General features: G+C 38.5%; 11 protein-coding genes. 4 read left to right on the top strand and 7 right to left on the bottom strand.

Translation table 11 applies throughout. The features are described from left to right. Positions 1-30 precede the first annotated feature (30 nt). Positions 31-957 carry an aspartate carbamoyltransferase gene (locus CNR22_16205; GenBank protein PBQ33251.1) on the top strand — a complete coding sequence of 309 codons (927 nt, stop codon included), beginning with the start codon at positions 31-33 and terminating at the stop codon, positions 955-957. 368 nt (positions 958-1,325) lie between these two features. On the opposite strand, the gene CNR22_16200 is transcribed toward CNR22_16205, so the two are convergent. Next, entirely contained in the window at positions 1,326-2,318 is a 993-nt protein-coding gene (locus CNR22_16200) for an acyl transferase (protein ID PBQ33250.1), read from the bottom strand. 196 nt (positions 2,319-2,514) lie between these two features. Here CNR22_16200 and CNR22_16195 point away from each other — a divergent pair, with 196 nt between their 5' ends. From CNR22_16195 to CNR22_16185, 3 genes are read left to right on the top strand one after another with little or no spacing between them, the layout of a single operon-like run. Continuing rightward, complete coding sequence (locus CNR22_16195; GenBank protein PBQ33249.1) at positions 2,515-2,871, top strand: transposase; 357 nt, start codon at positions 2,515-2,517, stop codon at positions 2,869-2,871. A 25-nt stretch (positions 2,872-2,896) separates the two neighbouring features. Then, positions 2,897-3,850 (top strand): DDE transposase, encoded by a 954-nt coding sequence (locus CNR22_16190; protein PBQ33248.1) that lies wholly within the window; start codon positions 2,897-2,899, stop codon positions 3,848-3,850. Positions 3,851-3,867: 17 nt separating this feature from the next. Then, the gene (locus CNR22_16185) at positions 3,868-4,305 is read left to right on the top strand and encodes a hypothetical protein (GenBank protein PBQ33247.1); all 438 of its coding nucleotides are present in this window, start codon (positions 3,868-3,870) and stop codon (positions 4,303-4,305) included. A gap of 56 nt (positions 4,306-4,361) precedes the next feature. Here the strand turns inward: CNR22_16185 and CNR22_16180 are convergent, their stop codons facing one another. The 6 genes from CNR22_16180 to CNR22_16155 form a co-directional block, all read right to left on the bottom strand. Beyond that, complete coding sequence (locus tag CNR22_16180; GenBank protein PBQ33246.1) at positions 4,362-5,309, bottom strand: hydroxyacid dehydrogenase; 948 nt, start codon at positions 5,307-5,309, stop codon at positions 4,362-4,364. A gap of 74 nt (positions 5,310-5,383) precedes the next feature. Further along, positions 5,384-6,694, bottom strand: a complete 1,311-nt coding sequence (locus CNR22_16175; GenBank protein PBQ33245.1) for a hypothetical protein — start codon at positions 6,692-6,694, stop codon at positions 5,384-5,386. After that, positions 6,694-8,901, bottom strand: coding sequence for an ABC transporter ATP-binding protein (locus CNR22_16170; GenBank protein PBQ33244.1), 2,208 nt, complete (start codon positions 8,899-8,901; stop codon positions 6,694-6,696). Before CNR22_16170 ends, CNR22_16175 begins: the two co-directional genes overlap by 1 nt. Next, complete coding sequence (locus CNR22_16165; protein PBQ33243.1) at positions 8,902-10,206, bottom strand: hypothetical protein; 1,305 nt, start codon at positions 10,204-10,206, stop codon at positions 8,902-8,904. It abuts the gene before it with no gap. A gap of 3 nt (positions 10,207-10,209) precedes the next feature. Next, positions 10,210-11,421, bottom strand: coding sequence for a hypothetical protein (locus tag CNR22_16160; protein ID PBQ33242.1), 1,212 nt, complete (start codon positions 11,419-11,421; stop codon positions 10,210-10,212). After that, complete coding sequence (locus CNR22_16155) at positions 11,399-12,541, bottom strand: hypothetical protein (protein PBQ33241.1); 1,143 nt, start codon at positions 12,539-12,541, stop codon at positions 11,399-11,401. Before CNR22_16155 ends, CNR22_16160 begins: the two co-directional genes overlap by 23 nt. Between the last annotated feature and the right edge of the window lie 41 nt (positions 12,542-12,582).

Raw genomic sequence — 12,582 nt, 5'->3', positions numbered from 1 at the left:
ATCGTCGTCGGGAAGGATTCAAAAAAGAAAATGAGCCATTTAAGCGTCAATCATCTCCTCGGAATAAAACAAATTACAAAAAACGATATTGAATTAATCTTAAGTACTGCTCAAAATTTTAAGGAAGTACTTAATCGTCCCATTAAAAAAGTTCCCTCTCTTCGCGATCTAACAGTTGCGAATTTATTTTTCGAAAATTCTACACGTACCCGTTTGTCATTTGAATTGGCTCAAAAGCGTTTAAGTGCCGATGTTATAAATTTTTCAGCCTCCAACTCTTCTGTAAAAAAAGGAGAAACGCTTGTAGATACGGTAAACAATATCCTGGCCATGAAAGTGGACATGATCGTGATGCGTCACGCGAGTCCTGGCGCAGCAATGTTCCTGTCAAAAAAAATTGACGCGAAAATTGTAAATGCAGGAGACGGCGCGCACGAACATCCTACACAAGCCTTGCTGGATGCATTCTCTATGCAGGAAAAATTAGGAGACCTGAAAGGTAAAAAAATTGTGATTGTTGGAGATATTTTACACTCACGTGTGGCACTTTCAAATATTTTCTGTCTTCAAAAATTAGGAGCCATTGTAAAAGTTTGCGGGCCACCTACTCTTATTCCAAGATACATTACTTCTTTAGGTGTAGAGGTAGAACCAAATTTAAAAAAAGCTCTTGACTGGTGCGATGTGGCAAATATGCTGCGCATTCAATTAGAGCGCCAGGACATAAAATATTTTCCTTCTTTAAGGGAGTATACCATGCTGTATGGTCTTGATAAGGAATTACTCGACAGCCTATCTAAGAAAATAATCGTGATGCATCCTGGACCGATTAACCGCGGTGTTGAAATTACCAGCGATGTAGCAGACAGCAAACAATCTATTATTCTTGAACAGGTGGAAAATGGTGTGGCAGTGCGTATGGCGGTGATGTTCTTACTCGCTGGCCGTCAAGGCTAGTGCTTTTTTACCACTAAGGCACTTAGAACACAAGGAGCACTAAGTCTTTTTGTGTTCTGATCTCATAATTAAAATTCATTACAACTCGGTAATTTTCTCAGTACAACTCAGTGACCTTATTGTAATATCGGTTAAGAATCTGTAGCCGTGCGGATGGTCGTGATGTTTTTACTTGCAGGTTGTGGGTGCGTATGGCGGTGATGTTCTTACTCGCTGGCCGCCAAGGTTAGTGCTGTTTTACCACTAAGGCACTTAGAACCCAAGGAGCACTAAGTCTTTTTGTGTTCTGATCTCATAATTAAAATTCATTACAACTCGGTAATTTTCTCAGTACAACTCAGTGACCTTATTGTCGTAGTGGTTCATTATCAAAAATCTCCCATCATGAGGTTACATCCCCTCACATCACTATGATCGTAACGCCCCATTAATTCAAGGCTTCCATCGGCATTAATTCTCCCGAGATCTTTTGTCGCAATAAAAGAACAGGAATACCTATTTGCGAGATCAATCACATTAATGCCCCCTGTTTTGTGATCGGTTCTTATTTTTAAAGGATCGTCTACTTCTCTCGTCATAAAGCCCATCCAGGGCGGAGCTTCAAATAACCCCTCTTTTTTACTGTAGGCCTGACTTAATAATTCCGTCATTCCATACTCGCTGTGAATAGTATCTATTCTAAAGCCATTTTTTAAATAAGTGTGTAGTTCCGGCTTTAATAACTCTTTTCTTGTGCCTTTCATACCACCTGTTTCCATTACAATGAAATTAGAATTGAGTGCTACATTTTTATCACAAAGATCCATCAAAGCATAAGAGACCCCAATGAGCAAAATTTTTTGATTTTCAGTTTTTAATGTAGTTATCTTCTCAATCAACTCGTCCACATTGTCCAGAAAAAACCCACTGAACGGGTGTTCTGACCTTTCTATTAAGTCTTTGCACATGTAAACCAGCGAAGACCCGCTACGCTGCAGGTAATTTGGCAATAGTGCCAGAATGCAATAGTCTTTCGGACTGCCGTAGAAGAGCTCAAAGCTTTTTAAAAAACTTTTTTCGTAAAGATTTATTTGATTTACGAAATGTGTAGAAGGCGTTTGTGAAGTGGTAGAGCTACTTGTAAACTGAACGGTTTCAGAATTTACCGGAGACGAAACCACCTCAAATTTTTTGAAAAATTCTATTGGCAAAAAAGGAATTCCGGCAAGAGTTGTTACCTGAGAGGGTTTTACTTTTAAAAGATCAACCCATTTTTTATAGATCAAATTTTCCCGGTATTGAAACTGAAAAATTTCAAGGGCTTGCTTTAAGAAGTCTTCTGCAGAGCTAATTTCAAAGATATTATTTTCGTTTTTTAACAACCGGTAAAGTCCTTAAACTATTTAATTTTGTAAATTTAGATATTGATTCTTAAAAGATGCGTTATATTCTCATTATATTTTTGAGTGGCCTGATTGCTTATTCCTGCGTAAAACCTAAAACGAAAGATCCTGGATCAGGCGCAAAAGTTGTGGGGAAGAAAAAATAATCTGAATTTTACGGGGACTAAAACTAACTATGGACCCATCCTACAATGACTTTTTAAAAATAGTATTACCTGAGGGGATTTGCGATTATTTTGAACTCACAGGTTATAAAAAAGACTCAGAAAGCGAGCGCATTGATTTGTATTTACAAGAGATAAGCACTATTCCTGCTGAGTACGCGACTGTCCGATTAACTTCAAAAGGTTTTTTTGATCAGGTAACTATACAAGATTTTCCGATTCGGGGGCACAATGTTTTTCTGCATGTCAAGCGTCGTCGCTGGCTTAATGAGGAGACCGGAAGTGTAGTTTTTCGTAATTGGGATATCATTACAAAAGGGACGCGAATCACAAACGATTTTGCGGCTTTTTTAAAAGAAATTAGTTGATACGCATGCGCATAGCATTAAAACTATAGGCTCATTTTACGGCATTAATGGCAAAAAGCTTCAGCGTTACTATCGTAAGAAATTAAGTGATTATAACGATTGGAAATACAAGAATAAAGCCGAACAAGGAATTATATTTCCTGAAAACATTGGTCCTTATTTATCCATTGATGAGACCTGTTTATCACACTCAGAGCTTTACACAATCCTCTCCAACAAAGCGGCAAAAGGGAAGAAGGGTACCATAGTTGCGATTTTAAAGGGGACTCACTCGGAGAGCATAATCTCATTGCTACAAAGTATCCCCTTACATCTTAGAAAGAGAGTTCGTGAAGTCACACTGGATCTTGCGGGTAGCATGGGGTTAATCGTAAAAAAATGTTTTCCTCATGCAAGTATGGTTATTGATCGCTTCCATGTTCAACAGTTAGCTACCGAAGCACTCCAGGAAATAAGAATAAGACATCGTTGGGAAGCTATAGAGGCTGAAAATAATGGCATTGACGAATCCCGGAAAAACAAAAGAGCTTATGTCCCTGAAATTTTAAGTAATGGTGAGACTCTCAAACAACTACTCGCAAGAAGCCGCTATTTACTCTACAAAGCCGAACACAACTGGACTTTAGAACAATCCCAAAGAGCTAACATACTTTTTGATCGTTATCCTGATATTAAAAAAGCGTATGGTCTGGCTCAAAAATTATCCTGGATCTACAGCAATACAAAAGAGAAAATATATGCGTTTACAAGATTAGCCAAATGGCATGAAGAGGTTGCCCAATCTGGGTTCAAGACCTTCAATACCCTATCCAGAACCATTGAAAACAATTACAAAAGAATACTAAACTACTTTAATAACAGAAGTACTAATGCCTCAGCCGAATCATTTAATGCGAAAATCAAAGCTTTTAGAGCGCAATACCGAGGAGTTACAGATGTAAATTTCTTCCTATTTAGACTCTCTAAACTATTTGCCTAAATTTTACTCCACAGATTTTGCGCCTGATCCAAGATCCTGTGCCTGTAATTGAATACAAAGATCTTTTGCATGCCCAAAAATCTGAATTTACAGGTAGGGATACAGCTGTGCTCTCCCTGGGATATGAGGATGGTGATGGCGATATTTTTATGGACAATAACACCCAGGGACCGAATGTTATTTTTATTCCTTTCTTTTACAACACAGCAACAGGTAAGTTTGATGTAGATAAAGACCCTATTACCCAGGATACTTTCAGAATCACCAATACTATTGTACAGCCGGATAATGGTTACTACAAAGGAAAGTCTATTAAAGGGGAGATTTTTATTCCGCTAAGAGAGTTTCGCATAAATGATGCGCAAAAGATTATTAAGTTCACGGGATTTGTGATAGATCTTAAAGGGCATCGTTCTAATAGTGTAGCTAGTCCGGTTTACACCTTGAATTTTTAGTTTATCCTAATACAGATCTAGCACTAAGACACTAAGATCACTAAGGCGCAGTGAGATCAAGTATTCTGGTGCAATACAGCGATCATTTTTTCCGCAATAAGTTTACTCATTTTATAATTGCTTTCGTGCGTCCAGCCAGCGATGTGTGGGCTTAAAATTACTTTTTCCGAATCTATCAGAAATTTCATGGGAGCAGGCATTTGATCTGTAGCTATCCCTTCGAAAGACACTTTTTCATATTCTAATACATCAAGACAGGCGCCTTTTACTTTTCCCGATTTTAAAGCCCCTACGAGATCATCGGTTTTTACACATTTGCCGCGGGCTGTGTTTATGACATATATTTCTTTTTTAAAGCTTTTAAGGAAACTGCTATTGATCATATACTGAGTCTCGTCGGTGAGCGGTAGATGAATACTCAGGATATCAGCCTGTTCAAAGAGATCTTCAAGCGATGATTCGGTTACATAGTCATTGCCAAAATGTGTTTTGTATTTATCGTAAGCAAGAATTTTACATTCAAAACCTGATAATTTTTTTGCTAAGGCGGAACCCATATTGCCATAACCAATAATGCCAACGGTTTTATCTTTTATTTCAAAACCTCTGTTTTCGGCTCTGATCCAAATGCCCTGGCGAACTTCTGCGTCTGCCTTTTTTAAATTATTTAAAAGCATGAGCAACATTCCGATCGCCTGCTCCCCCACTGCATCACGATTACCTTCCGGCACACAAAGACAAACAATATGTTTTGAAGTAGCGAAAGCAACGTCAATGTTTTCCATACCTGCTCCCACTCTGCCGATACACTTAAGGTGCGTGGCTTTTTCCAGAACTTCTTTGGTGAGCCTGAACTTACTCCTTATCACAAGTCCTTCATATTCCGGTAGAATTTGAAGGAGTTCTTCTGTTGACTTAGTCCAATAGTGATCGCATTGAATGCCCGCGGCGCTGAGGGTTTCATAAAGCACAGGATGATTGGAATCTGCCAGGAGGACTTTCATAAATGCAAAGACTTTTTAAACACTCCGGTAAATTTAAATAATTAAACGAAGCATTGATCAGCCTGGCGGTAAACTCAGGTATTTTTATCGAGGAGTCTTTTAAAAGTGAAGAGAATTCGTTCCAGAACAGAAACATTTTCAGTAATAATATCCGCTTTGCCTTTCATTTCCTGCTTATAAACCAATTTCTTTTTATAAGACGTCACCAGGCCTTCATTCAACTTTACATCGATGGCGAAATTATCTTTGTTAGGCATTTCTGAAATATTCTCAACCGTGCCCCGAAGCATGCCGCTTTCTTCAGAGGGGTAGTTATTTAATTTGATATTTACATGCTGACCTACCTGGAGCTTCCCCGAATTTAAAACAGGCAAAGAACATTTACCGATAAAGTGCTCGCTTTGGTAGGGAACAATGGCGAGAAGCTCGTCACCGGTTTTGAGATTCTGGTTAATAGTCCACACATTAAAAAAAGAGATGTGGCCTTCTACCGGACTTTCTATCAAATAGAGTTGTCTCCAGCTACTTATTTCCGATTGCAGGCTCTTTAAATTCTGTAGAAGTTCATTTTTAAAACGCGACTGATCCTGGTAATCCTGAATTTTTAACTGAAGAATATTTTTTTCAATAGTATTCATCTGGATCAAACAATTGGAGATGGTGATCTGTATTTGTTCGTTGTTGTTTTGAGCCGTCAAATATTCCTTTTTTTTGTTTTCCAACTCCCGGGCAGAAATTGCTTTGTCTTCAAACAAAGAATTGTCGCGGTTATAATCGGTCTGCGATAGTTTTAGTTGTTCTTTATTGATTGCCTCCTGGCGTTTATATTTGGCGAGAAGATCGTTGTAGTTAAACAAATCATTTTGCAATAATTCTATTTGTCTCTTGTATGAATTTACAGTGTTGTAAAGACTCAGATCTTTTATAGATTTTAAAGCAAGCAAATAAGTGGGCGTTAACTCCCCTACTTTTAAACCTTCCTTTATGAAATAAGATGTCAGTGTATCTTTTGTTTTCAGTTGATTTGCCAGGGTTTCACAACTTTTTGAAAGCTTCAGAACGTCCAGGTAATTCGCTGTGTTCTCTATCACGGCGATAGTCTGCTCTTTCTTAACCAGGTCTTTGTTTTTCACAAGAAGCGCTACAAGTTTACCATTGTTTTTAGCAACCATAATTACAGGTGGGTTCAAAGTGGTAAGCGTGATATCTGCGGTTAATACATCCGGGTACTTTATAAAATAGAGAAAAACAAAAACAAGAAGAACGGTGGAAGAAAATAAAATAAGTCCAAACCGCAACATCCAGGAGGGTTGTTTTTCCAGCACGTCCCGCACGAATTCGCTTTCTTCGTTTACATCATTTATTTTTCCCTTCAGCTCTTCCATCAGTTTCCCAGTTCCAATTGATTTTTAATTAAGGTATAATACAATTCACGTTTGTCCACAAGGTTAATGTGACTGCCCTCTTCGCGAATAGCCCCCTTTTCGAGGACAATGATCTTATCGGCATTCTTAACAGTACTTAAACGATGGGCCACTATGATAACGGTTTTACCTTTGTAAAATTCTTCCAGGTTTTGCATGATCACTTTTTCATTGTTCGCATCCAGGGCACTGGTTGCTTCATCAAAGAATAGGAAATCAGGATTTTTATAAACGGCTCTGGCAATTAAAATTCTTTGTTTTTGTCCGCCACTCAAATTGGCGCCGTTTGATCCGATTTTTGTATTATAGCCCATCGGTAAACTTTCTATGAATTCAGTAAGGTTGGCAATATGAGCGGCATGATAAAGTCTTTCTTTGTCAATAGCATTGTCCACTTCCGATTCAGCTATATTTTTCGCGATACTATCCGGAAACAAGAACCCATCCTGCATCACGATCCCACATTTACTTCGCCAGAACTGAATGTTATAATTATGGATGTTACTATTTCCCACCAGAATAGTTCCTTCATTCACAGCATAGAAGCGAAGTAATATTTTAAGCAGGGTTGTCTTACCACTGCCACTTGCACCCACAATGGCTGTGACCTTGCCCTGCGGGATCATAAAATTCAGATTATTTAAAACCAAAGGCATGTTGCTGGCCCCATATCTGAAACTCACATTCTGAAAAATAATCGACTTGTCTGCTTTTAAAGTGGTTAGCTTTGTTTGCGTCACATCGTCCTCATCCTCCTTATCATGAATTTCTGAAACACGCTCTACGCTTATGAGAGCGGTTTGCAGGGTCTGGATAAAAACTATCAGGTTGTTTATTGGAGAATTCAATTGACCAAGGATGTATTGTACCGACATCATTCCACCAATACTTAACTCACCGTTTATAACAGCTCTGGCTGACAGAAAGGTAATGATGATATTTTTTATTTCATTGATAAAAACGCCGCCAATGTTTTGTATTTGAGCGAGTGACAAATTTTTCACACTCAGGTTAAAGAGGCGGATCTTCGAAGCTTCCCATTGCCAGCGGTGTTTCTTTTCAGAATTGTTCAGTTTAATTTCCTGCATTCCATTTATGATCGATAAGAAACCGCTTTGATTTCCAGAGGACTGATCGAAGTACTGGTAATCGAGTAAGGCGCGCCTTTTCATGAACAGCATTACCCAGGTCACATATAAACAAGAACCCGCAAGAAATACAAAAAAAACGGTCATGTTGAAAAAAGCCAGCACCATGCCGAATAAAATAATATTAACGATGCCAAAAATAACGCTGAGAGAACTCGTCGATAAAAGATTGGCAATGCGTTGATGATCCTGCATCCGGTTTAAAAGATCGCCCATGTTTTTAGACTCAAAAAAAGAAACTGGAAGGCGCATCAGTTTTTTAATAAAATCAGAGACCAGTTGAATATTAATGCGGGAAGTTATATTCAAAAGGATCCAGGCCCTTATGATATCTACAAGCGTTCCTGAAATAAATAAGGTTAATTGTGCGATCAGGATCAGGTAAATAAAATTAAGATCACGGAGATTTACCCCTTTGTCTACCACCACTTGCGCGAGGAAAGGAAATACCAATTGAAGAAGTGTTCCAATGATCAGACTTAAGAATAATTGAACAATATATTTATTGTGAGGTTTGAAATATTTAAAAAGGAAAGCGAATTTATTTTTTGTAGTTACTTTTTCTGCAAAAATATCCGGAGAAAAATCAGAGCCCGGTTCTATAGCCATGATCAATCCTTCGTCCTCTTGTCTTGTTCCGCGGTAAGGCAACCAACTCTTTTTAAAATCTTCATGCGAGTACCTGATCATTCCGAAAGCAGGGTCTGCCACATGCACATATTTTTTATCTATAGCGTGCACTACAACAAAATGACGTTGGCGCCAGTATGCGATACATGGCAAGGGAACATCATTCTTTAAAGACTCAAAGCCAATATTAAATGCCATAGCGCTAAAGCCAATGCCCTCAGCGGCCTCGGCGAGTCCGGAGAAGGAAACACCTTCCCGCGTGATGTAGGCTCTGTCTCTCAGGTCATCCACAGAAACCGTCATGCCATGAAATTTAGCCACCATTCGCAGGCAGGTGGGACCGCAATCCATTTGATCTAACTGTTTATAAAACTGAATTTTTTTTGCCATTTATTTACCGTTCGCTTTAGTCACTGCATTTTTCAATTTTGATCGGAGCTGGCTGATCTCGTAGTAGTCTCCGGACTTTACCACTGCCGAGATATTTTTCAGATGTTCTGTATTGTCCAGAGGATTATCATTTAATATAACCAGATCTGCCTTATAATTTTCTTTTATCTTTCCCAAGGTTTTGTCTTGCGAAAGACATTCTGCCCCGTAACTGGTCATGCCTTTAAGAATATCTGCATTCGGAATCCCTGCATTTTTGAAATAAGCTATCTCCCGGTGATAAGCAAATCCGGGCACTCCGAAGGATTGATCATCCGATCCCACTAACAATTTAACTCCACTTTTGTTAAGGTAATTTGCAAAACGATCAAACTTTTGAAGATCCGATTTAAAAACTTCTCGTTCTGTTTTATACTGCTCTCTCTTTGCGATAATAAAAGAAGCCTCGTATTCTTCAAATTCCTTTTTCCACAAAGCCGTTACCGATGCGGGAACAAACTCTAATTCCGGATATGCATAGATCTCTTCTTTTGAAAATTGATCCCAGGAATAATAGTACCAGAAATAAGTAGGACATATAAATGTATTGTTTTCTTTCATGGCCTTGGCCAGATCGTAGGTGGCAGCAGAATCTCTTTTTAGGGGTTTTACAAAAGGTTCCAGATGTTCCAAACTCCTGAATTTATGCTGTATAGTAAAGAGGGCTCCCTCGTTATGCACGTGTCCTACCAGAGGAATAGATTTTTCATTCAGGATCATAGAAATACTGTCCAACTGTTTTTTATTCAGACAACATAAATATTTCACAAAATCGTAACCCCGGCTTTTGTAGGTATCTACTTGTTTTTTGAAAGCATCGTAACCCAGAAACTTCGTAATCGGTGGCTGAGTCAAAAATAAATTTGTTCCGAGATATTTTTTTTTAGTGACGCTATCACGAAAGGTCTCGTTCTTTGCATCAAATCTTAATACTCTTAAACTAGTTACACCATTCGCTAAATAAGATAAAAAATAAGTGTCATAGTCATAAGGACTTTCACCCGAAGGCAGGTGGGCGTGAGAATCAATGTAACCAGGCACCATGTACTTATTTGAACAGTCTATCACTTTATATTTAGAAATTTTTACTTTTTTGAGATCGGGAGAGATAGTTTTAATTTTTCCTTCTTCCACTATAACATTCGTATTCTTAATAAGACTTCCGTTCTCCACGTCCACCACGTTCACATTGGAAAATATAATTTTAGTCTGGCCAAACGCCAAAGCACAATTCAGAAACAGGATGAGAAAAAAGTTTTTGATCATAAATTATAAAGTGTTGAGTTCTTTAAATAAAAGGTAGTTAAATTCCCAGGGTTGGTTACTGAGATTGTAGACGGTTGCTTTATCTTTGAAATAGTCCAGAGCTTCGCTGCCTTTCGTTCTCATTTCGTTAAAAAGCTCTTTGCCCTGTTCGGTGTAAACTTTATCGCTCTCCAACAATTCAATTCCAGTGTTGAATCTTTTGTATTGATCGCAATAACGCCCATAAAGCTCGTGCATTTCTGAATCTTTTAGCTGATTTTTTTCGACCATTTCTTTGTAACAGATAAGCCTGTGCGTAACCGTCACCAGGCCATGGAAGACATTATAGATTGTCCGATGCTCTTCCGGCAAACCGATGTGATCACCAAGACGCTCCTCTTCCACATTTAATTTAAAGTAACGGAATTTATCATCGTGCATGGTATTAAAAATATTGTGAGAACCCTGGTGCAGGATTTCTTCCATAAAAAAGACACGCGTATGTTCATGGGAAGTACTGAAAAAAGAAATACCGAGTAAATTCTGATGGGTAAAACAGAGACAATCCATATTTTGAAAAATCATAAACCGCCTGTTAGTCGCTACCAGTGTTTCATAGATCGCGTTGTAGTTCGTCTTTAGAAAATGGAGAGCATCTTTTACATTCGCCGTATGATATTGGGTGATCTCGTTCACTTCAATGTCTGCAGGCTGACCTTCTCTTTCGTTACCCGGCCAGTTGGATGTGAAGTAAGATTTAAGCAAAGGATGCTGAAAGCGGATGAGTTCTATTTTATTTTCTGCATCTGCAAACTGGCGCGAAAAGAATCTTAGTTTTAAAGGCTCACCCCCCTGGGAAGAGATCGTATAGGTTCCGGAATTTTTGCCTGAAAAATAATAGCGCTGAAAAGGTTTAATGTTTTCCAAAGCTTTGAAATAACCTATCTCCGGAAGATAAGTCATCCCCTCTTCATCAAAGAGCAAAGGAATGCGTTCTGGCTTTAGATCATCGGCTATATAGCCATATATCAATTGTTCTAAGGTTGTTTTCTCTGCGCCATTTGCATCACTAAAATAAGCGTAAATCAAAGGATCCAGGAAAATCTCATCTCTGTCCAGATCTAAAAGTTCTATAAGATCGCTGTTGGCTTTATAGAATAAAATTTTTATGAGCTCGGCAAAATGTGCTTTGCCCGTGTTGATGCGCTCCAGGTTAATCGCTTTTATTGCTGCCATTGGTGTATTTTTTTAATTCATCGCGCAAAAACACATTGAGGTCTTCGCGTTTTACGTTAAATAAGTTAGTAATGCCGGCATAAAATTCTTCATTGCCGGAATTTATGGAAGTGAGTTTCAGAATACCCGCGTAACCCCATCGGCCAAAGGCCATAGCTGCAAGCAGACTGCCCATATCCGTTTCGAAACTGCTCTCCTGGCTGATAAAATCTTTGTGGTAGTAGAGTGTGTTGTTTAAGTTTATTTCCGGGTGCAGTTGCAAATAGTTCTGCAAAACAGCCAGGTGAAAAGTGTAGGGCTTTTTCTGACAGGAACCAAAATAACAAGCCAAACCCTCATCGATGCAGGGGTGCATAACTGGATTTAACTGATGGTTGTAAAGATGCGTACTTTCGTGAAAAAGGCTTTCAAAACTGGTGGTATGAATAATGCTGTTATAAATATCCGTATAAGCATTTTCAGAAATGGCATGTGAAAAATTTCCTGCTATCAATCCATTGCAAATGTTGAGTTCCGCAAAATTCAGATAGTTATAGCATTTAAAAGAAATTACGGGGGTTTTTAAAACTCTTGACAGGAAATTATTATAATTCTCAAGACTATCGATGTTACTGGCTGAAAGAACTGAATTTTCGTGACTGTAATAAGAGATGGTTTTTGTTTTGCCCTGTTTAAATTTTTGAAGCTGAGCATAAGGGACCAGCTTAAAGTCACTTTGAATTTTTGTAACTCCGAAGTTATAAACGCAAAGCAGACCTTTAAATTCAGTGCCGTCATATAAATGATAAGCCATTTGAGCAACCCAACAACTGTCCATTTTAAAAATGTACATAAGGTTTGGCTTAATCTGGAATTTGGATCTGTACGCTGAGATTTCTTGTTTAAGCAAGTAATCTGGAATAGTGTATTCGTTTAAGACTTTGGGAGCCCATTCGCTGCCGACATAGGTCGGGTTTTCAAGAATGGCGGCATTGTAAGTTTCAAGAAGATTTTTTATGGCTGTGAAATTGGCGCTGTATGTTTTTTTTTCGGTGGTTGCCCCTATCAGCAAAGAAGACTCAGTTTGCGCGGAGCTTGTAAGGATACAGGTAATGAATATTAACACACAAAAATAATTCATAACAACCGGGGGATAAAGTAACAGGAAGATGCGGTTGCACC

This window comes from Sphingobacteriaceae bacterium (assembly GCA_002319075.1).
Lineage (GTDB): Bacteria > Bacteroidota > Bacteroidia > B-17B0 > Aurantibacillaceae > Aurantibacillus.
Note: the sequence above shows the minus strand (reverse complement) of the source record. Positions and strands in the feature narration are given on the sequence as shown.

Coding starts and splice junctions, on each gene's coding strand:
- CNR22_16205 (PBQ33251.1), top strand. CDS start 31: ATGAGCCATTTAAGCGTCAATCATCTCCTCGGAATAAAACAAATTACA.
- CNR22_16195 (PBQ33249.1), top strand. CDS start 2,515: ATGGACCCATCCTACAATGACTTTTTAAAAATAGTATTACCTGAGGGG.
- CNR22_16180 (PBQ33246.1), bottom strand. CDS start 5,309: ATGAAAGTCCTCCTGGCAGATTCCAATCATCCTGTGCTTTATGAAACC.
- CNR22_16175 (PBQ33245.1), bottom strand. CDS start 6,694: ATGGAAGAGCTGAAGGGAAAAATAAATGATGTAAACGAAGAAAGCGAA.
- CNR22_16170 (PBQ33244.1), bottom strand. CDS start 8,901: ATGGCAAAAAAAATTCAGTTTTATAAACAGTTAGATCAAATGGATTGC.
- CNR22_16165 (PBQ33243.1), bottom strand. CDS start 10,206: ATGATCAAAAACTTTTTTCTCATCCTGTTTCTGAATTGTGCTTTGGCG.
- CNR22_16160 (PBQ33242.1), bottom strand. CDS start 11,421: ATGGCAGCAATAAAAGCGATTAACCTGGAGCGCATCAACACGGGCAAA.
- CNR22_16155 (PBQ33241.1), bottom strand. CDS start 12,541: ATGAATTATTTTTGTGTGTTAATATTCATTACCTGTATCCTTACAAGC.